This window comes from Vibrio sp. QJM3NY_35 (assembly GCF_057785915.1).
This window is the reverse complement of record NZ_CM173507.1, coordinates 2,376,262-2,402,482: the sequence shown is the minus strand read 5'-3', so window position 1 is coordinate 2,402,482 and position 26,221 is coordinate 2,376,262. Positions and strand designations below refer to the sequence as shown.

Here is a 26,221-nt window from a genome sequence, read left to right as displayed (position 1 = left end):
GTGGTTGAAAATTGACCATTGCAAGTGGCTCTGTACCCTTCCAGTTGGGTAAAATACCCCTAAATGATGATTCACTTATGAGTGTATATGTACAATGTTTCCTGGTGAGAAAGTATGTGCTACAAAACGACTGATATGCAAGCCTTTATAGAAAAAAGTAAATATAATAACTGAGAATGTGGAGAGATATTAACGTGATTCAAAAGGGAGGAAATATGATAAAGCCTGATGAATACTGGCGTGAACGCCTAACAGACGACGAATTTGCAGTGTGTCGTGAACGTGGTACTGAAGCCCCATATAGCGGTAAGTTACTGCACAACCATAAGACTGGCGTCTATAGCTGCACATGCTGTGAAAGCCCTTTGTTTCTGTCGGATAACAAATATGACTCTGGGTGTGGTTGGCCAAGCTTTGATGCCCCAGTGAATGATGAAGCTGTACGCTATATAGAAGATCTAAGTCACGGAATGAAGCGTGTAGAGATCCGTTGTACCGCCTGTGATAGCCATTTAGGTCACGTTTTTCCTGATGGTCCGAAGACCACAGGTGAACGGTTCTGTGTTAATTCAGTGTCGTTAATTTTCAACAAAAATGACGAAAGTACGAAATAACTTGTAACTATTGTCTAATCCTTACAGGTCGCATTTGTCGATTTAGGAATGCTGAAACGCCCAAGATTTCAGATTTAACTCTAGTACAAATAAAAACAGCTACCAAAAAGGTAGCTGTTTTTTAAAAGCAGGTGAATAAGAAGCTTAAGTTAGAACACTATAAATGAAGCGATCAGTAACTCGGGACGATTGAAGGGCTGTAAATTCCATCCTCAATCGCTTCGACGATGTTGTCTGCGTCTTTATTTAGCTTCTTATAGGTTGCCTTGTCGAAATGGTACAGCACAGTTAGCTCTGCTTCAGAAGCAATCGGCACGTCAAAGTCTTTGGCAACCATCGCCCAAACGTACGCTTTTTCCATATGGCCAAGGCTGTGGTTGATACTTGCCATCGACTTGAAGATTTCAGTGTTGGCTACTGAGCCATTAGAAAGCGTTAGCGCATTATTGAGTAACTTAAGTGTCTTTGCATGATCGCGGGTAGTATAGAAGGTTGCCAAGGCATATTGCATCTCGGCTGTGTTTAACGCTTCAGAGCCTTCTAGTTGTAGGAAGCTGCGTCTGGCATTGGTGTCCCCAGTTTGCGACCACAAGAAGTAAAGTGTTTCCGGTGTATCGGATTTCGATAGCTCATCAACAATGCGCTCAGACTCTTCGATACTGTGCATTAAAGAGGTAAAGCGACGCTCTTGCAGCTTAGATTGATCGATCGTTTCGATCTGTGCCGCGAGCTCTAGGCACTTTTTGTAGGCAGTGACTAATTCGAATTCTTTAATTTTGTTGATTTCGGTGGGTTGCTTCTGAACTTCAAATCGATGCCAGATGAGGTCGGTACGTGCGACACGACATTGCCCATCGTTCATGTTCAACTGTTCACACTGAAGGCCAGGATTGCTTTGGCACAGTTGATCGGTATTTTTGTTCCCTTCAAGACACCCAACCAGAGTGAAAGGCAATAGGCTAATCGCCAACCATTTCATAATTTTCATATTCCTTCACTTGTGATCAGATGCACTTATTATTGGTCAGGTTCTTGACTCAATTCTGTTACGGGTTATTTTCTGGTGAAAATTGTTAAAACTAAGGCTTTACCATGGATGCAGAACAACTTCTTAGCGCAATGACCCCCGAGGTCTACGAACGTTTAACCTACGCAGTTGAAACGGGTAAATGGCCAGAAGGTACGGCGCTCTCAAAAGAACAGCGCGACTCGTGTATGCAAGCGGTTATGTTATATCAATCTAAACATAACTCTGAAGCTCAACATATGACAATTGCAGCTGGTGGTGAGATTAGCTTTAAATCTAAGTCTGAACTAAAGAAACAGTTTAAGTCAGAGCAAGAAGACATTGTTAGGGTTAACCCGAATCATTAAGCTTAAACTACAACAAAGGGGTGGCAATGTGCCACCCCTTTTAGTTTAACTCGTTTATTTATAAGCAATAAAACGATTTAGTTCACGTTAAGCCAGCGTTATTATCATCGAATAACTGGGGTTAACGTGAATCTTTGAACAGGTTATAAGCTCATCTCACCGCGCAACACTTGTTGCATCTGAGCCTTCACTTCTTCGTAGCCTAGGTTTTGGCTTAATAGATAATGCAACTTCGCCAATGCCGCTTCTGGTGTCATGTCATAACCACTGACAACGCCCGCTTCTGCCAGTGCACAACCTGTTGCGTAACCACCCATGTTGACTTTACCTGCTAAACACTGAGTTAGGTTCACCACAATCACACCGCGCTCTGAGGCATCTTTAAGGTGCTGAAGCAGTTCTGGGTTTTGTGGTGCGTTACCCACACCAAAAGTAAGCAGAATCATCGCGTTAACAGGTTGTAATAGCGTGTTACGGATCACTTCGTGTGAGATGCCTGGGTACATTGTGATTACACCGATAGGTTGCGGAGTAATGTTATGAACCTTAAAAGCACCTTCAGGTTGTTCGTTTACCTTTACGTTATTGCTAAGTTGGATATTGATACCCGCTTCTAGCAAAGGATTCAGGTTTGGAGACGTAAACGCATTGAAGCCATCTGCGTGTGATTTTGTGCTGCGATTACCACGCATCAACTTGTTGTTGAAGAACAGTGTCACTTCGTTAATTGGGTAGTTTGCTGCAATGTGTAGCGCATTCAGCAGGTTTGCTTGTCCGTCTGAACGAAGCTCTGCTAATGGGATCTGAGAGCCCGTAACAATCACAGGTTTGCCGAGGTTTTCAAGCATGAAAGACAGTGCTGAGGCAGTGTAAGCCATAGTGTCTGTACCGTGCAGGATAACGAAACCATCGTACTTATCGTAGTTCGCGCGAATGTCATCAGCGATAGTCTGCCAATCAAGTGGCGTCATATCTGAAGAGTCCATTAATGGAGAGTATTCGTGAATGGTGTACTCAGGCATCTCTGGGCGATGGAATTCAGGCATGCCAGCTAGCTGCTTATCCATGAAACCTGCGACAGGAACATAGCCGTGGTCAATAGACTTCTGCATGCCAATTGTGCCGCCGGTGTACGCGATATAGATGTGTTTTCTTTCCATGGCGATTAATACTTAGTGTGATGTAGGGAACAGGGGGGCGATTATAGCGAATTATCATGCAATAAAAAGAGGCACCTCACACAGAGGCACCCCTTAGTTATTGAGTTATTGGCTCAACTTATTGAACTTGGCAATTTAAGCAGAAAGCGTATCGGCCTTGTGGGTCGTTAAAGTTGCCTAACAGCTGGCTATCTTGAGCTAACTGCTGAGTAACAGGCTGTAAACTGCTTGGTATCATCGACTGAATATCAAGACCTATCGACATCTGAACTTGGTTCATAAATTCTTGAATAAATTGTTCAGTTGCTGAAAGTGGCTTTTCTACCCAGTAAATGTTGTAGCTTTCAAGCTCTGCAAGTGAAGCCGCTGCTGCAATCGCATCGTCAAAGTCACCAATCTCATCGACTAAGCCTTTCTGCATCGCATCTTGACCTGTCCAAACACGGCCTTGAGCGATCTCATCGACAGCATTAACGTCCATGCCACGATTTTCTCCAACCAAGCTGATGAAACGGCGGTAACCGTTTTCAATGCCCATTTGAAAAGCGTCTTTCGCGCCATCGCTAAGTCCTGTCGTAATACCGATACCTGAGAAAGGTGACGTACCAACGCCGTCAGTGTAAACACCAATATCGGTTAATCCTTTTTCGAAGGTCGTGATAACACTGAAGATACCAATCGAACCGGTGAGCGTGGTTGGTTGCGCTAGGATCTTATCCGCACCCATCGAGATCCAGTAACCACCTGAAGCAGCAAGGCTCGACATCGACACAACAACCGGTTTACCTGCTTGCTTGATCGCTTCTATTTCATTGCGGATCACTTCTGAAGCAAATGCGCTACCACCTGGGCTATCTACACGAAGTACAACGGCTTTCACTTTATCGTCATTACGCGCTTGGCGAAGTAGGGCTGCAGTAGTATCACCACCAACCGTACCACGCGGCTGTTTACCATCCATAATTGCGCCGCTAGCAACAATCACGGCGACATCGTGTGACTCACTGGTCATGTCTGGAAGCATAGTTGTACGGTATTCGTAGTAACCAAACGCGTTGTAGCTGTCTTGACCGTCACTGCCGAACACGTCTGCAAGCTCTAGTCGAACTTGTTGGCGGGTTGCTAGTTCATCCACTAAGCCCAGTTTTTCGGCCAGTTTCGCGATATCACCATCAACGGACTCAAGCTCTTTCAAGAAAGTATCCATGCTTGGGTTCAGTGTTTTCGCGTCGATTTGGCGGTTGTGGCTCACATCATCAACGTAAGCACCCCATAGCTGGCCTAACCAACGAGAAGCGGATTCTTTCGCTGCGTCAGACATGTCATCACGAATGAAAGGTTCGATGGCAGACTTATAAGTACCTACACGGAACACATGGGTGTTCACATCGAGCTTCTCTAATAAGGTTTTGTAGTAAAGCGAGTAAGCGCTGTAGCCTTTAAGAAGCACGCCACCGTCTGGCGATAAGTATACTTTGGTCGCATAGCTGGCTAGGTAGTATTGGCTTTGGTTGTAAAAATCACCTACCGCATAAATTGGCTTACCAGCGGCTTTGAACTCGTTCAGTGCTTTAGCAATATAACGAAGCTTGGTCAGGTTAGTTTCTGGTAGCTCTTTAAGCGCTAAAACGATGCCCGTTACGTTCTCATCATCTTTGGCATAGCGAATCGTTTCAACGATATCAAACAGAACGTTCTCTTTCGGAAGGTCTTTGCCAAGCAGTGAACCTGTCACCGAATCCATGGGGTTGATATAGCGGCTTTGTTCTACAATCGGACCAGAAAGGTTAAGCACCAAAGCAGATTGCTGTGGAACAGTCGGCTGAGCCGTATCTGAGTGAAAGTACACAAAGTAGATGATGGCAATACTGAGTAAAAAGATGATGTTAACAAGCGCAAGACGCACAAACGTAATGAGCTTCCAAATCCCTTTAAAGATCATGCCTATAAATTTGAATATTTTTTTCATTCTGTCTCCGCAGTGAGATCACGTCGCTTTAACAAGCCGTAGTACCATTAATCTCAATAATATGAACTGCTTAGTATCCTACGATAATTCCCAAGCTCAAACTACACCAAGAATTGTTAATCGATATATATTCTCATTAAGTGTAGTCAAATTAAGGGCTTCTGAACGATTAATACGCTCCGCATTATGATCGGTGTTACAAAAATGTAAACGGCTGTTTGAACTTTTGGTAATTGAACTATACTGTGGTCAGACCACAAGGATAAAATAATAGAAGTGATGTCTGCCATGTACCCACATTTACTTGAACCACTCGATCTTGGATTTACTCAGTTACGTAACCGTGTATTGATGGGATCAATGCACACAGGTTTAGAAGAAAATAAAGAAGGCCTACACAAACTCGCCGCGTTTTATGAAGAGCGAGCAAAAGGAGGCGTTGGTCTTATTGTTACCGGTGGTTTCTCTCCTAATTTACGTGGCAGATTAACCCCATTCAGTGCTGAATTCAGTAAAGTAAAGCACGCTAAAGCGCACCAAGTTGTTACCGAAGCCGTACACAAGCACGGCGGTAAAATTGCGCTTCAACTATTGCATGCCGGTCGTTATGCGATGCACCCATTCGCGCAAAGTGCTTCTGGCATTAAAGCGCCTATCGCTAAGTTCGCTCCAAGTGAGATGAGCCCTCGCCAAATCAAAAAGACCATTGGTGCCTTTGCCAATAGTGCTGAACTCGCTCAAGTCGCGGGTTACGACGGCATTGAAATTATGGGCTCTGAAGGTTACTTGATTAACCAATTCATCTGTAAACGTACCAATATGCGTTACGACGAATGGGGCGGTTCTTATGAGAAGCGCATGCGTTTCCCGCTGGAGATTGTTAAATCGATTCGCGAAGCAGTGGGCGACGACTTCATTATTATTTTCCGACTGTCGATGCTGGATCTGGTTGAGCAAGGCAGTACCTTTGAAGATGTTGTTCTATTGGCTCAAAAGCTGGAAGAAGCAGGCGTGACCATTATCAATACCGGTATCGGTTGGCACGAAGCACGTATTCCGACTATCGCGACACAAGTACCTCGCGGTGCGTTCTCATGGGTAACCGAGAAAGTTAAACCGCACGTTTCTATTCCGGTGATCACTTGTAACCGAATCAATACACCAGAAGAAGCAGAACGTATTCTTAGCTCTGGGCAGGCTGATATGGTGTCTATGGCTCGTCCGTTCTTGGCGGACCCTGATTTCGTCAACAAAGCAGCTCAAGATCAAGCTCAGTTCATCAATACCTGTATCGGCTGTAACCAAGCTTGTCTTGATAACGTGTTTAAGGGTAAGCGAGCGAGCTGTTTGGTTAACCCACGAGCTTGTTACGAGACTGAAATTGTTGTTCAGCCAGCGCAAGCTACTAAGACCATTGCGGTTGTCGGCGCAGGCCCAGCCGGTTTAGCCTGTGCAACGACTTTAGCGCAGCGTGGACACAAGGTTGACTTGATTGAGAAAAATGACCGTATCGGCGGCCAGTTTAGATTAGCAATGCAGATACCGGGCAAAGAAGAATTCAGAGAAACGATTCGTTACTTTGCTAACCAAATCGATGCATCAGGCGTGAACCTGAAACTGGATACTGAAGCAACGTTTGAGATGTTGTTGAAGTACGATGAAGTGGTGATGGCTGCGGGTGTTGAACCAAGAAAGCTCGATATTGAGGGCATCGACCAAGAAAACGTGGTCGATTACCAAACCTTGATTCGCGAAAAGACACCAGTAGGCGAAAAAGTCGCGATTGTTGGTGCTGGTGGTATTGGTGTCGATGTGGCAACCATGCTAACCGAGCCTACCTCTCACAGTTTAGATGACTGGCTGCATGAGTGGGGCATCGATAAGAACATGGAACACCCTGGCGGGCTTTACCCTTACCCTGATTCGTTCAGCGATAAAACGGTTTGGGTGATGCAACGTAAAGCGGGTCGTGTTGGTAAAGGTCCGGGCAAGACTACTGGTTGGATTCATAAGCGCACGCTAGAAAAACGAGGTGTAAACCTTTTAGGCGGCGTAAGCTACAACAAGATTGATGATAAAGGTCTGCATATCAGCGTTGGTAAGAAAGATCAGGTGCTGGATGCTGATTCGGTTATCGTATGTGCAGGTCAGGTGTCAGTTCGTCCATTCGAAGAGATGTGGCAAGAGTTTGGTGGCAAACTGCATGTGATAGGCGGTGCTGATTACGCGGGTGAATTGGATGCAGTACGCGCAATTCGTCAAGGTGTTGAGCTAGCGATTAAGTTATAGAATCAGCTATCAAACTGTAATCTTATCGGTAGATATTGTTACTTAATTTGCTGAGTTAGATTTTGAACAAGGCTCCTAAGTCATAGATTTAGGAGCTTTTATTGTTTCTAATCTAGGCCTGATGGACAGTGGTTGAGATTTATTATCGTTTGTATTCTGTGCTAAAGTTCAAGTATACAAATAATAAAGAAATAGTAAGGACTTCAAATGGATGCTTTGGATCTATTGCTCAACAGACGCTCAATCGCAAAACTCTCTGATCCGGCACCAGAAGGTGTGGCGTTAGAAAACATCATTAAAGCAGGGCTGCGCGCTCCAGACCACGGTGCACTAACACCTTGGCGCTTTGTTATCGCGCAAGGTTCTGGTCTACAAAAGCTTTCAGACATCTTGGTGCGTGCCGCTGAAGCGGATGCAAGCGAAGAAGCGGTTATCGAGAAAGTAAAAAAAGCGCCGTTCCGAGCTCCAATGGTGATTACTATCATTGCAAAGGTAACTGAGCACGAGAAAGTGCCTGCATTCGAACAACATCTATCTGCGGGTTGTGCTGCACAGGCGATGCAAATGGCCGCAGTCGCACAAGGTTTCCAAGGCTTTTGGCGCTCAGGTAAATGGATGTTCCACCCAGAAGTACATCAAGCATTTGGCCTAGAAGGCGACGACGAAATTGTTGGTTTCCTATACCTAGGCACTCCGGGCTGTACGCCAATGAAGGTACCAGAGCGCGACTTCTCTAAGTTCGTTGAGTTCTTATAAAGAAAGCTGAAGCTTGAATAGTGGAATGTTAACTGTATAAACAACCAGTTTTTCTTGATTTATTAGGGCCACATTAGATAATGTGGCCCTAATTGTTTGTAGCATCTGGAAAAACATGTCTCGTCTTATCATTGCTGAAAAACCAAGCCTCGGCCGCGCGATCGCCGCTGCACTGCCTAATCCACAAAAGAAAGACCAAGGGTTTATCAAATGTGGCAATGGGGATGTGGTGACTTGGTGTATTGGACACTTATTGGAGCAGGTTGAGCCGGATGCTTATGATGATCGTTATAAGAAGTGGAACTTAGCCGATCTTCCTATCGTGCCGGAGCAATGGCAGCTAAGACCTCGTAAGACATCCAGCAAACAGCTCACGGTGATCCGAAAGCTATTGAAGGACGCCACTCAAATTGTTCACGCCGGAGACCCTGACAGAGAAGGGCAGTTGTTGGTTGATGAAGTGATCGATTACTGCAAAGTCTCTAAGGCCAAAAAAGAGTCGATGGACAGGCTACTGATCAGTGACTTGAACTTACCTGCCGTAAAACGTGCTCTCTCTCAAATGCGCAGCAATCGTGATTTTATCCCTCTCTCTGTTTCAGCATTGGCACGCTCAAGAGCCGATTGGCTGTATGGCATGAACATGACTCGAGCTTATACCTTACTTGGTCAAAAGGCTGGTTACCAAGGCGTGTTGTCGGTAGGGCGAGTACAAACACCTGTACTTGGTTTGGTCGTAAGGCGTGATGAAGAGATCGAAAACTTCATTCCTAAAGATTACTTTACTCTGCATGCGCTGATCCCATACCAAAACAACGGCCAGAGCTTTGATATTCGTGCGCGTTGGAAACCGAGTGAAGCATGTAAGCCATGGCAAGATGAAGAAGGGCGCGTGCTCAATCGAAAGTTGGTTGAGAACGTTGCTCAGCGAATTGCGAACCAACCTGCAACGGTGACAGAATCAGAGCAGAAGCAAAGCAAGCAAGCCGCGCCACTGCCTTACTCGTTGTCAGCCTTGCAAATTGACGCGTCCAAGCGTTTTGGAATGAGTGCTCAACAGGTTCTCGACACATGTCAGTCTTTGTACGAGAAACACAAACTCATCACTTACCCGCGTTCTGATAGTCGCTATTTACCTAAAGATCACTACTCACAAAGAGAGTCGGTAGTGGACGCCATCGCTAACAATGCGAAAGAGCTGCAAAGTGGTGCTCAAGGTGCGGATCTTTCTCTTAAATCAAAAGCATGGAACGACAGCAAGGTCGACGCTCACCACGCAATAATCCCGACACCGAAGAAATCATCGGTGAATGGCTTATCTGCTAATGAGATGAAGATCTATCAGCAAATCGCTCGCCAGTATCTAATGCAGTTTTACCCACCTGCGGTTTTTGCTGATGCTAAGCTGGTCTTTGATATTGCTGGTGGCGTGTTCATTGCGAAAGGGCGTCAGCTTATTAACCCTGGTTGGAAGGCGTTGATGGGTAAAACAGATACCGAAGAGAAGGGGGATGGAACTGATGCGGTTCCACCGCTAGATAAAGGTTCTGTGTTGACGTGTCGTGAAGGCGTGATTGGTGATAAGAAAACTGAGCCACCAAAACACTTTACTGAAGCGACCTTGCTTCAAGCGATGACAGGTATCGCACGTTTTGTTGCGAACAAAGACCTCAAAGCTATTTTGAAAGAGACCGATGGCCTTGGCACAGAAGCAACCCGTGCGGGAATTCTAGACACTCTATTTAAAAGGCAGTTGCTCACACGTCAAGGTAAGAGCATACATAGTAGCCCTGCAGGTCGAGGCTTGATTCATGCCTTACCTGAGGATTCGACCTTCCCAGACATGACGGCACATTGGGAGCACCAGTTGCAAGGCATGGCAGAACGAAATCAAGCGTATCAACCTTTCATGCAAGCGCTAGAAAGCAAGATTGATGGTTTGATGGGCAAGGTAAAAACAGGCGAAGTTCCTGAATCTCTGCGTCATCTTCCTAAAGTCGAAAGACCGGCTTTTAAACGTCGCAAAGGCGGTGGTGCGAAGAAATCTTATGCCAAGAACGGTTCGTATGCTAAGAAAGGTACTTCCGCTAAAAAGGGCACTAAAAGCTAAGACTTATTGAGGTTAGGATTAACGACCGACTTTACGGCCACAACGTTTAAACAGTTGCTGCCAATAGTCGACATGGCGACGAGTTGATGCTCGAAAAACTTGATGTGCATCTTGGATGGGAAAGTAATAACTGTGCAGATCAGGTTGCGCGTCAAACATCCCTAGTTGCGGGGCTAACTGTTGATAGTAGCCATCCAGCTGCGCCATATAAGGCTGAACCTTACCTATATATTGCTGCTCGAATACATTGTTGAGATAACGAAACTTGGTCGTATCTCGTTGTTTACCACAGATGATATTGTCATCAAAAGTTGTTAGCTGTTTGGTGATGGTATCAAGCTCAACCGACGCACGGGCGAGCGAATAGTACAAATCCCCAAGGGTCGAACTCTTCTCTAGTACTTCTTGAACCTCAATGGTTTTGCCGGAAACGAGCGGAATGTTTAACGCTTGGTTGATATGTTGTAAGGCATCACTGGTTTGTCGTACCTGATCGCCGATATCAGCACGCAACCACTGACTACCCCGCATTTGTGACTGCATCGCATCACTGGCATAGATGAGATTCCATTGGTGCAGCGGAAACTGTGCGAGTTTCTGTTGCTCAATTTCTCTTAGCAATTCTACGATCTCTGGGTCTAATTCAGTACTGGATAAACACTTGCCTACGCCTTGAAGTAGCGCGACTTGATAATCGTAATTACGAAACTCATCCGCGACCTTGCCCAGAACCGAATTTCTTTCTGCAATTAGATTGAACAGTCCACACTGACGAAGCTGGTAGCTGTCGATGAGGCCGATAGAGAGTGAGGGCACGTCAAGAAGCAGTTCTCGCTTTCTCGGTAGGTTTTCAAATTCCCATTCCTCTTTTATCTTGTCAGCATCTTGTACTCTGGCTATCTTAGTTTGATAGTCGTCGAACAAGTCGCTGGAGCCATCACTGAAACAGCCAGCTAGCATCACTGTCAGACAAAACAGCGTTGAGTGCTTTACTAGGTTTGAGAGAGGGCCTACATTCATCTGCGGGTTACCAGTCTATTTCGCTGCCATCGAAATTGAAGAAGTGACCACTTACTTCAGTATTCGCGGACTCGATCAGAGCATTAGGGCCGCCCATTTCGGTCTGTACCCAACCTGGATGCAGTGCTAACACCGTAAAGCCATTCTCGGTTAAGTCGTTGCTTAGGCTCTTCACCACGGAGTTTAGAGCGGCTTTAGAGGAGCGATAGATATAACCGCCGCCTGAGGTGTTTTCGGTCATGCTGCCGACTCTAGAGGATAGACAAGCGACCTTTTTGATATGGCTGTCTTCTAGTAGCGGCAATAGCGTTTCGACAAGCTTTAGTGGAGCGATGGTGTTGACTTCGAATACACGACGCCACTCTTCAACATCGGTATTACCCAGCCCATAGCCTTTTGGTCCATAGTAGCCAGCGTTGTTGATCAAGATATCAATCGACTCTATTTGCGAAGGGAGTTGGCTTACTGCTTGGTAATCGGTTATCTCTAATTGAATACAGGTCAGGTTAGTGTTGTGGCCTGCGAGTGAGAGCAGTTCTTTTGCTGAATTGTCATCACGATAAGTCGCGTACACCTTGTGGTTACCTTCCAGGTATTGTTGAGTCAGGCTTAAGCCAATGCCGCGGTTCGCCCCAGTAATAAAAATAACGCTCATGGTGATTCCTTTTCAGTTCAATTAGTTAAGTTTGATGGCTTAACACGAGAAAATCAACGCTCCACCAACTGGCCATTAGCATTCCTACCAAAATCATTACTGCTGCCGCTGAGCCGCAGATCACCCCAAAGATGAGTATTACGCTTTTCATTGTTGTCTCTTTCCGTTAATTGATAGTAACAATAATCATTATCATTAATTCAGGTTGTCGCCAAGTCTGAGGCTGTTATGGTTTTGAGAAAGATACGCAATTAACCTGATTATGATTCCTTTAATTTACCACCCAATCTATTCACAGTTACCTTTACCAGAAGGTCATCGCTACCCAATCAACAAATATCAGTTGTTGCATAGTGCTGTTGAGGCGCTGATGGATCGTGAACCTCGATGGAAAAGCAAGTTTGAAGTGTGCCAACCAACGCCGGTTTCGGTTGAACAGGTAAAACAGGTTCACGATAGCGAATATGTCGATTTGCTCGTGTCTGGTAATTTGCCTGCGGCTAAAATGGGCTTTGTTGCGTAATTCAATGGAACTAAATCAAGAGCCTACGATCTGATCAGCTACGTTCACTCCTTCTCGTAGCTCTATGCCTAAACCTCGTTACAAAACAACCAACTGGAAGCAATACAACCAATCACTTATTAACCGTGGCTCTCTGACCTTTTGGATTGATGAAGAGGCAATAAACGGGTGGGCGCAAAGCAAACAGAGTAAGCGCGGGAGGCCACGTCGGTTCAGCGATTTAGCTATCACGACAGCGCTCATGGTGAAACGAGTTTTTTCTATGCCACTGAGAGCTCTGCAAGGGTTTATCGACTCAATATTTAGGCTTGCCCATGTTCCATTAAGTTGTCCGCATTACACCTGCATCAGTCGTAGAGCAAAGCAAGTTGAGGTCTCATTTAAGACTAAAGCGAGAGGAGCAATACAGCACCTGGCCATTGATGCAACTGGCCTAAAGGTTTATGGCGAAGGTGAATGGAAAGTCAAAAAACACGGGACAGATGGTAAGCGTAGAGTTTGGCGAAAGCTGCATATTGCCGTTGATACAAGCACTCATGAAATTATCGCAGCCGAGCTAAGTTTATCGACGGTTACAGATGGAGAAGTCCTCCCGAACTTACTGAAACAAACACGCCGAAGTATCCTTGAGGTGTCTGGTGATGGAGCTTACGACACGAGATTGTGTCATGCTGCTATTAAGATTAAGGGAGCCATTGCGCTTATTCCCCCAAGAGAAGGGGCAGCCTTCTGGGAGCATGGTCATCCTCGAAACCTCGCCGTGGGTTGCCAGAAGTTATACGGCTCAAATAAGTATTGGAAAGAGCGGTATGGGTACCACAGACGTTCACTATCAGAAACAGCGATGTATCGAGTTAAACAGTTACTAGGAGGACGATTGAGCTTAAGACATTACAATGCGCAGGTGGGTGAGACTTACGCGATGATAAAAGCGTTGAACAAGCTTACTGGGTTAGGTATGCCTGAAACTTGTCGTATTGACTAAGAAACACACGAAATGGGGTAGCTCTATCTATAAATTTAATTACGCAACAAAGCCACTTGGCTTTTCTTTCCCTCGGCTTAATAGATAGTTTAGAAAATCACTACAACGCTGCTGGAGCTGTTTAATCGTCAATCGGGTCACATTCTCAAGCTGCTTCGATTCAATGAACTGAACCAGCGCCTCTTTTCCAACACTTAGTCTCGGCGCTGTTGCCTTTGCTTCTACGGCAGGTCGCAGTATTGGTGCATTCGTCGTTGTCTCTGGTTGAGAACGATAATTTTGACGCAACTGATTAATACTATGAGTAAGCTCAGCTTTGAACTCGGCAAAACTTAATACAGTGACTTTGGCTCTGTCGAAAAGAGCATGGAGTAATTGAACCTGTTCGATATTTCTCAGGTAAGCAACTTTACGTTCACGAGTTAGAAGAGAGAATTTAAACTCTTTGGGATAACCGCTGCTACGCAGTGAAAGTGGGGTGGCGATGCGTGTGTAGTATACGCTATTTGGAAGTCTCAATAAGTACATCTGTGCTACCTTTCTGTGCAAGATGATTTTCGAGGCTTTAGATACGAAAAAACCGCTGTAAAAACAGCGGTTTAATCTTTAAAAGTGGTGGAGGGATAGGGATTTGAACCCTAGAACCGCTATTAACGGTTGCCGGTTTTCAAGACCGGTGCTTTCGACCACTCAGCCATCCCTCCAATGGCGCGTATAATATAAGGGTGGCTTTCGTTTGTAAATACCCTTATTAACTGACTGCTTTTTTTATGAACGCTTTTTGGTGTTTTTGTTCTGAATGATTATTTATTGTTCGGTTTATTAAGAAGCTGACAAAATCTAATATTCAACAAACCAAGTATTTCCAACTTTTGTTATACGCGCAGTGTTTCTGTGCCATTAAAAAAGAAAGTGTCTAATTGGCTTGCAGGTAAAGTTATGAGGGGAGTGGCTTAGGCGCATGAACTTTTAGTTTAGAACGGTGAGATCGGAATTTAAAACTAGGTATAGAGTGAATGGGTTTGAAACTGGGACTGTAGAGAGTTTTGTTAGATGAGCTTTATATTTTAAAAAGCTTCAGATGCAAAAAAGCCGCTGAATTCTCAGCGGCTTTCTTTAAAGTGGTGGAGGGATAGGGATTTGAACCCTAGAACCGCTATTAACGGTTGCCGGTTTTCAAGACCGGTGCTTTCGACCACTCAGCCATCCCTCCAGTGGCGTGAATAATATAAGGGGTGGAGGATCTTGTAAACCCTTAATTTTCATAATTTTGTTTTGTTGCTTGTTTTCTAATCATTCACGGCAATAAAAAAGGGAAGCCATTGGCTTCCCTTTGCTGTTTGCTGATTATTTAGTCATTTTTTGTGTAGAAACGCTGTAGCTCAGTCAGGCCTTGCATCAACACAGGTAAGCGAGGGCTTACGTTTTTCAGGCGCTTGTAATTCTGGTCGTACAATTTGTAGTTACCGAATTTATCTAACACCGTTGTTTGCTGATCAGTAACAAGCGCAAGTTCACGAGAGTCGCCTGCGAGGATCCACTTTCTGTTACGTTCATTAAACAGGCTGCGACCACTACTGAAATCCGTTGGGTTCGAAGATACACCCAATAGCTCTTGCATCAGTGTTACTGATACGTCTAGATGACTAGAACGGTGGGTGTATTCAGAAGCAGACTTACCAGGCCAGCTAATAAACAGTGGCACCTGTAACTGATAACGACTGTAGTTGGAGTTTGCACCCCAGCTGTTGGTTTTGGTTTCGTTAAACTCAGTACCGTGGTTAGAGGTAATGATAACCACCGTGTTGTCGGCAAGCTCTAAGCGTTCCAGTTCAGCGTAGATAGTTGCTAGCTGAGCATCGGCCGCTGTCGCTGACTTTTGATAGTCTGTTGCAAAACGCTCTGCTGTCGTTAGCGTAGAGTCCGACTCTGAACTTGAATCGTAGCTGGCGAAGTTATCCAGGGTAGTCAGTTCAATAAAGTTAAACCAAGGACGCTTAGCTTGCGGTGATTGAATCCAGTCAGACCAAGCTTTTATGGCACTCTGGTCATCATAAGTTGCTTGCTCTGGCATCACATCACGGCCTCGGAAGATGATATCCGAGTACAGTGCATCATTAAAGTTGTCGCCACTGAAAGCAGCGAACTTGTAATCGTGATTCTCTAAAACATCGAGCAATACTGCGCTTGACCCTTGAGCTTCAATGCTGCTTGCGTAGCTGCTCGGTAGGCCGTAGAACAAGCCAAAAATACCAAACATATCGTTGCTTGAACTGTAGTGGTTGGTGAAGTTGATCGACTGTTGTGCGTAGGCATAGCTGTTTGGCATCGCTGTCGCATTAAGTGCGTCAGAGCGAAGGTTGTTCACACTCACCATCAGGATGTTAAGATCGTCACTGCGGCGGTTGTATTGAATTTTTTCTAGCGGGTAGCTAACTAGGTTTACGGTCTCTTTATTCGCTTCTAAACGCTCAAGGTACTCTTCACGGTCTAATAGACCATGTTTTTCCATAAAGCTTTTCGCTGTCATTGGGTAAGACAGTGGGAAGTTCGCTTTCTGGCTAGTAATTGGGTTATAGAAGTACGCATCAGCCCACATGTAGGTCAAGTGGCTGCTGATGAAACACAGGAAGAAGACGGCAGTAATCGGACGGCCAATGTGTTTATGAGACAGTTTACGCTGCTTACGCCAAACCCACTCAGACAGACCAAGCTGTAGTAAGAAGATAAATGGCATAACAATGAAGAGGTGCTGCAAATCAGACGTGAATGCAGATTCCTCTCCACTGAATAAAACCTCCCACACGACAGGCGTCAGGTGGAGGTTTATATTTTGATACGTTTGGGTATCAATCAACAGGACAGTTAAACCTATGGTCGCGAAGATAACGGCAACCAAACGTAATAACTTCCTCGACGGAAGAACAAAAGTGAGCGGGAACAGCACTAATAGATAGAGCGCGAACACTAAAAAGCCAAAATGACCAACCCACGATGCAGCCAAATAGAATTGACCTAGCAAGGTTTCTGGCCAAGCAGATTGAGTAATATAACGAGTACCAATCAACATCGCAGCAATGATGTTGAAAAATGCAAACCAGTGACCCCAACCAACCAGTCGAGATACACGATCGCTATATGAGTTTGCGCTGTCTACCATTTATAATTCTTTTATCCGTCAATCAAATTTAGTGAGACTTTTTATCTTCAAGAGAAGAAATTAAAGCCTCGGCAAATTTTTCAGCAATTCCTTTGCGTTGTGAAGCAGCAACATTCTGATTTAAGACATTGGTTGCGATATTTCCAGCGATCATCAGTGAAAGTTCTGGCGAAGCTTTGTGCTTAGTTAGTACAGCACCTACTTCAGCTAGGATTTTTTCAACTTGATCATCTGTGTATTTAGATATAATCGGCATAAGGACTCTAATAATGATAGTAAAAGCGGCTTATGATAACCTACTATGCACGACAACTGAAACCTGAACGGTAATATTTTCACTATGAGCCTTCACCTTTCCAACGTAATTTTACACCAGCTGAGCAAGAACGATCAGGATGAGCTGATTGTTAACTATCGTGCTGAATCTCTAGAAAACGATGCTTCATCTGAAAGCCTAGTTGCTGAACTTCACCGTGTTTTTAATTCAAAAGCAGGCAAAGGGTTTGGTTCTTTCAAATCTGACAGCGAATTCCAGCAGTGGTTGCATCAACTTCGTGCTGGTGAGACAAACTTTTACGATTTTTCTCAAAAGAGTGCGCAACGTCTAAAAGATGAACTATCAAAGTACCCATTCGCTGACGAAGGCATCTTGGTAATGGCTGAGTATCAGTCACTTGCAACAGATTACCTTTTCATTGGTTTATTGCCTTCAAACCAAAGCCTAAAGGTTACTGAAGGGCTTGATATTAGTGCGACTGACTACCTTGATATCTCAAAAATGGATATCGCGGCTCGTCTAGACCTTTCTACTTATGAGACTGATAAAGAGTCAAACCGTTACTTAACTTACATTAAAGGACGTGTTGGACGTAAAGTCGCGGATTTCTTCTTAGATTTCTTACAAGCTGAAGTCGGTTTGGATGCGAAACAGCAAAACCAAGTACTGATGCAAGCGGTAGAAGATTTCGTTTCTGACTCTAAATTAGAGAAAGAAGAAGCGATCAGCTACAAAAAGCAGGTTGCGGATTACTGTAACGAGCAGCTTAAAGCGGGCGATGAAGTGCAAGTTCGTGAACTTTCCGGCGAGTTGCCAGCAAGCACAGATGGCACAAGCTTCTTTGACTATACTAGTGAGCAAGGCTACGAGTTAGAAGACAGCTTCCCAGCCGATCGCGCAACTATGCGTAAACTAACAAAATTTGTTGGTGCTGGTGGCGGTTTGAATGTTAGTTTTGATAGTCTGCTTCTAGGCGAACGTATCTTTTACGATCCGGAGACAGACACGCTAACGATTAAAGGCACTCCACCGAACTTACGTGACCAACTGACTCGCAATAAGTCATAGTCCGAAGTTAACGGATAAAAGCGGCAGCAGGGCGTTGTCGCTTATTTTGTGCTTAATCTTTTAGCTACGGTCATGGCTTCAAGTTAACACGCACAAGGAATATAGATGGAACAATCAGTAGCAAAGCCCAAACGCTTTAAAAAACCAGCCACTTTCTTGGTTGTGCTCTTGGCTCTGTGGCTACTTCCTTCATTGGCTCTTCTTAATCTAAGCCGTTCCTACACCAATTCTCTTGCTCAAATCGAAGAGCTCGGTATTCGAGTCAATGAATTGAGGCAATCGCTTTATTTCTCAGAACCACTTCGAGTCTCTCGTATCAATGATCTCGCACTCGATGCTCAGTTGGTTTATTCGATCCGACTGCAGATTGAATCTGATTTCCAACACGCCTTGTTTCGTCCTGATGTGAACCAACTGTTGTACGTAGCTGACCAGTTCCTAGAAAAGTTCGATGAGTTCATTCCAATAGAAAGCCAAGTTCAAGACATCGTTGATAACATTAAGATCTTGCGTGCGGATAAAGAGCTTTCCCCTAAGCTAAAACCACTCCTCAACGAATTCGGAGTTGTGGTATTTGAAGCCATGTATTCTGACAATCAAAGTTCGTCAGCGACTTATCGCGCCTTTGATTCCATTTTGGACAAATCTTATTCACTAGAAACCGAAGAGCAAGATGCACTCCAGCAGTTACTGGCTGATGCGTCAGCGTTGTTGAGTGATTATGCTCAGCTTAACTATTTGGTTGATAAGATTAAGAAAAACTCAGTGAATGAGCAGATCATAAAACTCGAAGCTGAGTTCCATGACCGTCAATTCAACCTATTGTTGGTAATGCTAGGTTTAAGCTTGGTAGCGATGAGCGGGATAGTGTTTTGGGGCGTTAGGTCCACAAAAACGATGAAAGAAGCAGACCAAGAACTCAGCTCTGAACTAGAAATTAATTCAAGTGAGGAAGACGCTTTTTTTAGCGATGTTGTTTCCTCAGCAGTGAAACAAGTAAATAACGACGTTTATGTATCCGAGAACAAGTCAACGAGCCAGTATTCCGCCTCTCAACCTATGCAGAGCGTTAACGTTACAAGCCAACCCGTTGTACCGCAAGACTCTATTCAGCAAGCCTCTGAGCAGGCACCAGTAATCGAGAAACACGTTGCCAGTGTCACAGATTCAAAGCCTGCGATTGATATCGAAGACATGTTAGAAACGCTCGACGGTGATGCTGAATCTGTCGAACTCTTGCTTGGTGTGTTTGTACAAGACCACGCAGGTGACTACGAGAAGTTTAAGTCTTTGCTGACCAAAGATGAAACTTCCGCTGCTCGCATTGTACATAGCTTAAAAGGTGTAGCCGGCAGTATTAAAGCGTCTCGGTTAGCCATCATTGCCGCAAGTATTGAAATGACAATGAAGCAGTCCAGAGCGATCAGTGAACATGATTTGGCTGAATTAGAGCAGGCAATAAAAGCCTCTGTGGATTCTGCTCATGAATATTTAGACAGTCAGCGTTAACTTTTACAGGATTTTTGACAATACTCTGACGAAGCGCTCATACAATCCGCGCCCTTAGTCTTTGTCAGAGGTTTATATGTTACGAGTTTCGAGTCGAAGTTGGATGGTGTTGGTGCTTAGCATTGTGCTAAGTGGTTGTTCTCTCTTAGAAGTTAAGTTAGATAGTCAAACGACGCCTCTCACTCAACAAGAGTTAAATGCTCGGATCATGACGCGTGAATACGCCAAGATGTTCTTTACTCGAGTAGAAGACTCGGCCGATCTCATCGCGCAATCTTACCATGCTGATGACACCTTACATCAATCTTATGTGTTGCTTTGGAAGATCCATGCAGAGCAGGGCTTACAACAAGCGGCTTACCAAACTTCTCCAATGTCTGCGTTAATTGACTCGTGGGTTTTCACTGCCCAAATGAATCAGTTTTATAGCCAAGGCGACGGCGCGGATCTGTTCGCCACGGATGATGCGGTAGAGACTGCTCGTTTTCTTGATCAAGAAGCTGAGAAACTGGCAAAGGGTGTATTGAGCTCCAGTGATTTCAAAAACAGCAAAGCGTTCGTTGCGCAGTTTGCTGCTAGCCACCCATTTAAAGACCTCACATTCAGAAGTACACCTGCTTACCGTGAATGGCTAAGTTACCTTGGTAAAGACGAATCGCAAATCGTTCAGAGCTTGGGCACCATGCCTGAAGCCATGAGTGACGCATCTGATCGTTTAAGCCTCATGGCTGACCAGACACCGAAACTGATGTCGTGGAAGGCGGAGCTGGTTGCATTGAATAGCTCATTAACGGGTGAAGACCTATCGATGACGCTGGAAAGCCTTCGTCAAACATCAGCAAGCATGCAAGACTTCATTGAGAACAACCCTGAATACATGCAAACACTAGCATCTATTATGTCGACAGAAATGCAGCCATTGCTCAACGACCTCAGCGATAAAACCGACCAAAAATTAGCGATGCTAAGTGATGAACGTGTGGCATTAGAAAAAATGGTGGCACGTGAGAGAGAAGCTCTAGTAGAGATGATTGCCAAAGAGCGCATCGAGATTGCAGGCATTGTGACTTCAGAAAGAGAGTTATTCACTCAAGATCTAGATCGTGTGTCTCAAGAGGTTGTGGTGCTTGCGATTGATAAACTGATGGAGTTAATCAAAGGTGTGATTATTTACTTCATTCTGTTTATCTTAGTGGTGTTCTTTGCACCGTTAGGCATCGGTTACTGGTTGGGTAAACGAACCGCCAATAAATAGATAGATAAATAAGTAAATCAGCAGATCAAAAAAGAGCGCTCTAGGGCGCTCTTTTTGCATTTATCTATTAACGTTTTGAGTTACGTTCGAAAGCGTTAGCTCCTGAACTTAAGCTTGTTGCTTGCTTAACTCTGTCGCTTCTTCAGCTTCAAACGCTGGTGCTGTTGGTTCACACTTATCAACGAACCAACCCATGTAAGATGTCACGATAGTCACGATGATACAGATGAAGCTTAACCACATGAAGGGTGCGTAAGACAGCGTTGCAACACCAAGAATACTCGCCATGTAGATACCGTTATCACTCCACGGAACCATACCCGACGTTAGCGTGCCACCAAACTCAGCATTACGAGATAGGTTCTTACGCTTATAGCCTAAACGGTCGTAGTTTTTCGCACAGATTTTTGGCGTAAGGATTAACGATACGTACATTGCAGAACCGAACACGTTACCCATGAAGGCCGTACCAATTGTGCTCGTCGCTAGTGAGCCTGCGCTGTTTACGCGGCGCTCAAACACCTTAGCAATTGTCTCTAGTACGCCTACTTTATCCAGTAAGCCACCGAAACCTAGACCAAATACGATAACCGCTACCGACCCCAGCATTGAAGACATGCCGCCACGGTTAAGAATCGAATCAATAAACTCGACGCCAGATGAGATTGAGAACGGTGCCCAAGCAGTGTTGAATGCCGTTAGGAAGTCGATATCTTGGATCATGACTGCCCAGATAATACCCAGCAGAGAACCAAAGCTGATGACCGGGAATGAAGGCATACGGAAAGCCAACAGACCAAGCACGATAAGTACCGGAACGAATGAGTAAGGCGTGATGTAGAACTGAACTTCCATTGCTTTGATGACAGAATCTACTTGGCTCATGTCAACGTTGCCCGCGTAGTGGAAACCAAACGCAGTGAACATGATGCCTGTAATCACGTAGCTGATTAACGCAACTGGAAGCATGCCCTTGATGTGTTCAACCACTTCAACACCAGACATTGAAGAAGCCAGAATCACTGAATCAGAAAGCGGAGACATCTTGTCACCGAAGTAACAACCTGACAGCACGGCACCTGCAGTAATCGGTGCTGGAACACCTAGACCTTGGCCGATACCCATCATCGCGATACCTGCTGTACCCGCAGCGCCCCAAGAAGTACCGGTCGCCAATGCGGTTAGAGAACAGATGATCATGGTCGCTAAAAGGAAGATAGAAGGGTGGATAGCTTTCAGACCATAGTAAATGATAGTAGGTACGATCCCGCCTGAGATCCAAGTACCCACAAGAGCGCCAACGGCTAAAAGTATTAAAACCGCGCCTAAGCCATTGGATATTCCTTTGAGTGCTGCTTTTTCTAAGTCTTTGTATTGGTGTCCAAGACGAATACCAAGAACCATGATAATGAACCAGCCAATATACAAGGCAAGTTGAATTGGAAGGTCAAGCTTTGCAGTAAAGGAAAAAGCAAGGGATAGAAATAGTCCTAACGCGATGAATACCTGCAATAGGTTCGGTAGGCGAGTTTTACTCTGCTTCATAAAAGCCTCTTGTGATTTCGAGCATTTATAGTGCTTTGTTATAGTGTGTGGTGCAAAACGGACACTACAGTAATTAGTTTATTATATCGAAAAAATACGTCCAAGTTGTGATATTTGACTGTTAACTCAATCAATTGTGGTCTCATAACCTAAGATTTTGTTAAATTCATGATTGTTACATGTTGAAACCTGTCGCACGTTGTTTTCGTTTTGTAAAATAAAATTCTGATTAACCTTGGTTTAAAAGAGGGATTTACTGTTTGTGATGAGCGTCGATTGAATCGATTTTGGCGATGTAAATGTTTGAATTTGACGATAATGGGCGCCTAATCAATGAGGTGGAGATGGAATGTCGATACAGAGATAACTGCACGATTCATTACGTTCACTTAAAAGAAACGAAAAAGTTACACTTTTTGACAAAAAGCACTTGAGTTCTGTTTCTGAAAAACTTATAGATGGGGGAGAGCAATTTTTAATTTATACATGGAGAGTGAGCAATGAGAGTAGGTCTAGTTGGTTGGCGCGGTATGGTTGGTTCTGTACTGATGCAACGTATGGTTGAAGAGAAAGACTTCGACTTGATTGAGCCTGTTTATTACAGCACATCTCAGATTGGTATTCCTGCCCCTGTTTTAGGTGGTAAAGATGCGGGTCTACTTCAAGACGCTTTTGATATTGATAGCCTAAAACAGCTTGATGCTGTGATTACCTGTCAAGGCGGCGATTACACATCAAAAGTATACCCAGCACTGCGTCAAGCAGGTTGGAAAGGTTACTGGATTGATGCAGCTTCTACTCTGCGTATGGATGCTGATTCAATCATCACTCTTGATCCTGTTAACTTGGCTCAAATTCAGCAAGGCATTCACAGCGGCACCAACACGTTCGTTGGCGGTAACTGTACTGTGAGCTTAATGCTTATGGCTCTAGGTGGTCTGTACGAGAAAGGCATGGTTGAGTGGATGAGTGCCATGACTTACCAAGCCGCTTCTGGTGCGGGTGCTAAGAACATGCGTGAGCTGATCTCACAAATGGGTGTGATCAACGACAGCGTAAGTTCTGAGTTAGCGAATCCTTCAAGTTCAATTCTTGATATCGATAAGAAAGTGGCTGATACGATTCGTTCATCTTCATTCCCAACAGACCAATTTGGTGCTCCGCTTGCAGGCTCACTGATTCCTTGGATCGATGTGAAGCGTGAAAACGGTCAGAGCAAAGAAGAGTGGAAAGCCGGTGTTGAAGCAAACAAGATCCTTGGTCTAGATGGTCAGCCAATCCCAATTGATGGTACTTGTGTACGAATCGGTGCAATGCGTTGTCACGCTCAAGCACTAACGATTAAGCTTAAGCAAGACGTTCCAATGGACGAGATCGAAGAGATCATCGCAACGCACAATGATTGGGTTAAAGTGATTCCTAATGACCGTGACATCACGGCACAGGAGCTAACACCAGCGAAAGTAACAGGCACAATGTCTGTACCAGTCGGTCGTCTGCGTAAGATGTCGATGGGTAACGATTTCCTAAACGCCTTCACGGTTGGTGACCAACTGCTTTGGGGTGCTGCAGAACCACTACGTCGTACTCTGCGCATTATCCTTGCTGAGAAAGCGTAATAGGCAAGATTGCTTAAATTCTATTAGCTGATAAACCGAAAGGGTTGACGACAAACGTCAACCCTTTTTAGTTTATTGCTACCTCGTTATTCGGCCCTCGAAACTGCCCTTAAATCTCTTCGCATCTCGCTACTCGAATCTCGTGTCTGCTTTTATTTCTCGTCGGTGACGACACGCTTGTCTGGATCCGCTAATTCGCTAGCACAGTGCTTGCAATACATGGCGTCCGAATCATGGCCCGCTCGGTTGCAGTTAGGGCACTTAACCAATTCTTTGTGCGAGTTCATCTCATTACTGAGTTCTGCAGTAATGATCCCGGTCGGTACCGCTAAGATAGAGTAACCCAATAGCATGGTCAGTGATGCTATGGCTTTACCAAGCGCGGTTTGCGGCACCATGTCACCGTAACCCACGGTTGTGATGGTCACGATTGCCCAGTAGATACTGTGAGGAATACTGGTGAAGCCATTGTGGGGACCTTCAATAACAAAGATCAGAGCGCCAAAGATAACGACCAAGATGCCCACTGTGCTGAAGAAAATCAGTATCTTTCGTCGTGCCATTAATAGTGAGCGTAATAGGATATTGGAATCTTGTAGGTAGCGAACCAATTTTAGGATACGGAATATACGCATCACACGCAGCAGTCTCACCACTCCCATAAATGAAGCGCCGGGGAAGATGATCGCTAGGTAAGTCGGAAGAATCGCCAATAGGTCAACAACACCATAAAAGCTGGTGGCGTAAGATTTTGGTTTTGGAGAGCAATAGAGCCTTAACAAATACTCAAGAGTGAAGAGCGCAGTGAAGGTGTATTCGATATAACGCAGCTGTTGTGACCATTCGGTCATCACATTAGGGATGGATTCTAAGATTAGAACCAACAGCGAAGCCAAGATTGCAACGATCAGAGATATATCAAATGCACGTCCGGCTGGCGTGTGAGTACCAAAGATAATGACGTACAAATGATGCTTAAGTGGCTTGCGTGACATAAGGAGAGGTTCGTCTTCTGTTAAATGCATTAACAGTCATTATACAAGCTTCATAATAACGAGGCGAGTGAAAGCCCAATTGCTTTACTCGCCTTATCTATATTTCAATATTGTTGCCCTTTATAGAGCAACCGAAATGCCGTTAAACGTTATGCTAAACCTGGGAACAGATTACGTAGGCCATTGGCGATGAACTCGATACCCAATGCGCCAAGAATCAGGCCCATGATACGAGTGATCACGTTGATACCCGTTTGACCTAAAAAGCGAACGATAACCGGCGCTGAACGGAACAAAAGCCAAGAGCATGTTGCGAATGCGATGATACTAATGCCGATGCCGACCGTATCAATAGCTGCAGGGTAGCGAGACCCGTAAACAATGGTCGAGCTGATAGCACCTGGGCCTGCCATTAGCGGCATAGCCAGTGGAACAACACCGATTTGCTCTTTGCTGATGTATTCAGATTTTTCTTGTTTGTTCTGCTTATCTTCACCGAGCTTACCGCTCATCATCGAAAATGCGATGCTCAGTAATAGTAAACCACCTGCAACACGGAATGAGTCCAGCGAGATACTAAACATATCAAGCAGCATTTGCCCCGCAACAAGAGAGACAATGAGGATCACGGCAACAGCAATGTTTGCTTGTAAGGCTGTCCTGTTCCTCTCTTCTGGCGGCATATGAGCAGTAAGAGAAACAAAAACAGGCATGATGCCGATTGGGTTTACGGCAGCAACAAGCCCAAGGAAGAATTGCATAAAAATTGCGAGTTCTAAGCCTTGCATGAGAGCGATCTCCAGTTAGCGTACTTAAGGTTGAAGGTTTGATCTGTGAATAGTTTAGGCGCGTAATGTAAGGCACAAACTCAATTTACGCGAATGAAAAAAACTAACTTGAAATGGGTGATTCTTTTTAGAAAAACTAATTGAATCTCACTTTTGTTTTAAGCCTGTTGCAAGCTAGTTGGTGGTGTTTAATTTTGTAATTTATTATTGAGTAACTGTTAACCGACGCACGAAATTAATAAAAATTATGTCAGAATCTAGCCCGTACAACGGTATGGATATACTCTCAGTAGCACGAATATAGCTGTATACATGTAATTTAACGGACTAAAAATGAAACTTTTTTACAGTTTATTACGCTATGTAGAAAAAAGTTGTCTGTTTGCTTGTTTTTTGCGCGAACGAAAAGTGTGAGTTTAATCTATATAAATCATGCTCTTAAGTTCATTTTTGCGATTGCCTTACTACTTTCTGGTTAATTCTTTTTGGGTAACTGATCTGGGTCAATTTTTTTCACACAGTGAAATAATATACTCAGCCCTGAAAGCAA

General features: G+C 44.6%; 22 protein-coding genes, 2 tRNA genes and 1 pseudogene. 11 read left to right on the top strand and 14 right to left on the bottom strand.

The window, feature by feature from the left end; genetic code table 11:
* Positions 1 to 176 precede the first annotated feature (176 nt).
* The gene (gene msrB / locus AC3CH3_RS10710) at positions 177 to 614 is read left to right on the top strand and encodes a peptide-methionine (R)-S-oxide reductase MsrB (protein ID WP_019823761.1); all 438 of its coding nucleotides are present in this window, start codon (positions 177 to 179) and stop codon (positions 612 to 614) included.
* A gap of 172 nt (positions 615 to 786) precedes the next feature.
* Here the strand turns inward: msrB and AC3CH3_RS10705 are convergent, their stop codons facing one another.
* On the bottom strand, positions 787 to 1,593 hold the full coding sequence (locus tag AC3CH3_RS10705; RefSeq protein ID WP_029405550.1) for a DUF2989 domain-containing protein: 807 nt from the start codon (positions 1,591 to 1,593) through the stop codon (positions 787 to 789).
* 113 nt (positions 1,594 to 1,706) lie between these two features.
* Here AC3CH3_RS10705 and AC3CH3_RS10700 point away from each other — a divergent pair, with 113 nt between their 5' ends.
* Positions 1,707 to 1,988 (top strand): YeaC family protein, encoded by a 282-nt coding sequence (locus tag AC3CH3_RS10700; protein WP_488537128.1) that lies wholly within the window; start codon positions 1,707 to 1,709, stop codon positions 1,986 to 1,988.
* Between the two features lie 143 nt (positions 1,989 to 2,131).
* Here AC3CH3_RS10700 and ansA read toward each other — a convergent pair whose 3' ends face one another.
* Complete coding sequence (ansA, locus tag AC3CH3_RS10695; protein WP_019823767.1) at positions 2,132 to 3,148, bottom strand: asparaginase; 1,017 nt, start codon at positions 3,146 to 3,148, stop codon at positions 2,132 to 2,134.
* A 118-nt stretch (positions 3,149 to 3,266) separates the two neighbouring features.
* Positions 3,267 to 5,117, bottom strand: a complete 1,851-nt coding sequence (gene sppA, locus AC3CH3_RS10690; RefSeq protein WP_488537127.1) for a signal peptide peptidase SppA — start codon at positions 5,115 to 5,117, stop codon at positions 3,267 to 3,269.
* Between the two features lie 279 nt (positions 5,118 to 5,396).
* Here sppA and AC3CH3_RS10685 point away from each other — a divergent pair, with 279 nt between their 5' ends.
* From AC3CH3_RS10685 to AC3CH3_RS10675, 3 genes are all read left to right on the top strand, one after another.
* The gene (locus AC3CH3_RS10685; protein WP_488537126.1) at positions 5,397 to 7,406 is read left to right on the top strand and encodes an FAD-dependent oxidoreductase; all 2,010 of its coding nucleotides are present in this window, start codon (positions 5,397 to 5,399) and stop codon (positions 7,404 to 7,406) included.
* A 207-nt stretch (positions 7,407 to 7,613) separates the two neighbouring features.
* Positions 7,614 to 8,162, top strand: coding sequence for an NAD(P)H nitroreductase (locus AC3CH3_RS10680; RefSeq protein WP_488537125.1), 549 nt, complete (start codon positions 7,614 to 7,616; stop codon positions 8,160 to 8,162).
* A 115-nt stretch (positions 8,163 to 8,277) separates the two neighbouring features.
* Positions 8,278 to 10,272: a DNA topoisomerase III gene (locus AC3CH3_RS10675; protein ID WP_488537124.1), complete on the top strand. Its 1,995-nt coding sequence runs from the start codon at positions 8,278 to 8,280 to the stop codon at positions 10,270 to 10,272.
* Positions 10,273 to 10,290: 18 nt separating this feature from the next.
* Here AC3CH3_RS10675 and AC3CH3_RS10670 read toward each other — a convergent pair whose 3' ends face one another.
* Genes AC3CH3_RS10670 through AC3CH3_RS10660 form a run of 3 tightly spaced genes read right to left on the bottom strand, consistent with a single transcriptional unit; the run spans position 10,291 to position 12,098 of the window.
* On the bottom strand, positions 10,291 to 11,292 hold the full coding sequence (locus AC3CH3_RS10670) for a DUF3080 domain-containing protein (RefSeq protein ID WP_488537123.1): 1,002 nt from the start codon (positions 11,290 to 11,292) through the stop codon (positions 10,291 to 10,293).
* A gap of 7 nt (positions 11,293 to 11,299) precedes the next feature.
* Positions 11,300 to 11,947, bottom strand: coding sequence for an SDR family oxidoreductase (locus AC3CH3_RS10665; RefSeq protein ID WP_488537122.1), 648 nt, complete (start codon positions 11,945 to 11,947; stop codon positions 11,300 to 11,302).
* Positions 11,948 to 11,972: 25 nt separating this feature from the next.
* Positions 11,973 to 12,098, bottom strand: coding sequence for a hypothetical protein (locus tag AC3CH3_RS10660; RefSeq protein WP_488537121.1), 126 nt, complete (start codon positions 12,096 to 12,098; stop codon positions 11,973 to 11,975).
* 111 nt (positions 12,099 to 12,209) lie between these two features.
* On the opposite strand from AC3CH3_RS10660, the pseudogene AC3CH3_RS10655 reads away from it, so the two are divergent.
* Together AC3CH3_RS10655 and AC3CH3_RS10650 are read left to right on the top strand one after the other, a co-directional pair.
* Positions 12,210 to 12,455: pseudogene (locus tag AC3CH3_RS10655) on the top strand (histone deacetylase); the annotation flags it as partial.
* A 79-nt stretch (positions 12,456 to 12,534) separates the two neighbouring features.
* Complete coding sequence (locus AC3CH3_RS10650; RefSeq protein WP_488537120.1) at positions 12,535 to 13,455, top strand: IS5 family transposase; 921 nt, start codon at positions 12,535 to 12,537, stop codon at positions 13,453 to 13,455.
* Positions 13,456 to 13,494: 39 nt separating this feature from the next.
* On the opposite strand, the gene AC3CH3_RS10645 is transcribed toward AC3CH3_RS10650, so the two are convergent.
* From AC3CH3_RS10645 to AC3CH3_RS10625, 5 genes are all read right to left on the bottom strand, one after another.
* Complete coding sequence (locus tag AC3CH3_RS10645) at positions 13,495 to 13,983, bottom strand: DUF6538 domain-containing protein (protein ID WP_488537119.1); 489 nt, start codon at positions 13,981 to 13,983, stop codon at positions 13,495 to 13,497.
* Between the two features lie 85 nt (positions 13,984 to 14,068).
* Positions 14,069 to 14,159 (bottom strand) — tRNA-Ser (locus AC3CH3_RS10640).
* Between the two features lie 418 nt (positions 14,160 to 14,577).
* Positions 14,578 to 14,668: transfer RNA gene (locus AC3CH3_RS10635), tRNA-Ser, on the bottom strand.
* A gap of 138 nt (positions 14,669 to 14,806) precedes the next feature.
* A complete protein-coding gene (locus AC3CH3_RS10630) occupies positions 14,807 to 16,615 on the bottom strand; it encodes a DUF3413 domain-containing protein (protein WP_488537118.1) in 1,809 nt (602 codons plus the stop codon).
* 28 nt (positions 16,616 to 16,643) lie between these two features.
* Complete coding sequence (locus tag AC3CH3_RS10625; RefSeq protein WP_004734063.1) at positions 16,644 to 16,871, bottom strand: YejL family protein; 228 nt, start codon at positions 16,869 to 16,871, stop codon at positions 16,644 to 16,646.
* An 84-nt stretch (positions 16,872 to 16,955) separates the two neighbouring features.
* Here AC3CH3_RS10625 and yejK point away from each other — a divergent pair, with 84 nt between their 5' ends.
* The 3 genes from yejK (at position 16,956) to AC3CH3_RS10610 (ending at position 20,724) form a co-directional block, all read left to right on the top strand.
* Positions 16,956 to 17,960: a nucleoid-associated protein YejK gene (gene yejK, locus AC3CH3_RS10620; protein ID WP_017061190.1), complete on the top strand. Its 1,005-nt coding sequence runs from the start codon at positions 16,956 to 16,958 to the stop codon at positions 17,958 to 17,960.
* A gap of 105 nt (positions 17,961 to 18,065) precedes the next feature.
* Positions 18,066 to 19,469, top strand: a complete 1,404-nt coding sequence (locus AC3CH3_RS10615) for an Hpt domain-containing protein (RefSeq protein ID WP_488537117.1) — start codon at positions 18,066 to 18,068, stop codon at positions 19,467 to 19,469.
* Positions 19,470 to 19,545: 76 nt separating this feature from the next.
* Positions 19,546 to 20,724, top strand: a complete 1,179-nt coding sequence (locus tag AC3CH3_RS10610) for a chemotaxis protein (protein WP_488537116.1) — start codon at positions 19,546 to 19,548, stop codon at positions 20,722 to 20,724.
* 108 nt (positions 20,725 to 20,832) lie between these two features.
* Here AC3CH3_RS10610 and nhaC read toward each other — a convergent pair whose 3' ends face one another.
* Positions 20,833 to 22,269 carry a Na+/H+ antiporter NhaC gene (gene nhaC, locus AC3CH3_RS10605; protein WP_017063453.1) on the bottom strand — a complete coding sequence of 479 codons (1,437 nt, stop codon included), beginning with the start codon at positions 22,267 to 22,269 and terminating at the stop codon, positions 20,833 to 20,835.
* A gap of 500 nt (positions 22,270 to 22,769) precedes the next feature.
* Between nhaC and asd the strand changes: the two genes are divergently transcribed.
* Positions 22,770 to 23,888 (top strand): aspartate-semialdehyde dehydrogenase, encoded by a 1,119-nt coding sequence (gene asd / locus AC3CH3_RS10600; protein ID WP_017629874.1) that lies wholly within the window; start codon positions 22,770 to 22,772, stop codon positions 23,886 to 23,888.
* 152 nt (positions 23,889 to 24,040) lie between these two features.
* Here the strand turns inward: asd and AC3CH3_RS10595 are convergent, their stop codons facing one another.
* Both AC3CH3_RS10595 and AC3CH3_RS10590 read right to left on the bottom strand, forming a co-directional pair.
* Positions 24,041 to 24,883, bottom strand: a complete 843-nt coding sequence (locus AC3CH3_RS10595; RefSeq protein ID WP_029405552.1) for an ion transporter — start codon at positions 24,881 to 24,883, stop codon at positions 24,041 to 24,043.
* A gap of 149 nt (positions 24,884 to 25,032) precedes the next feature.
* Positions 25,033 to 25,671, bottom strand: coding sequence for a YchE family NAAT transporter (locus tag AC3CH3_RS10590; RefSeq protein WP_004734056.1), 639 nt, complete (start codon positions 25,669 to 25,671; stop codon positions 25,033 to 25,035).
* Positions 25,672 to 26,221: the final 550 nt, after the last annotated feature.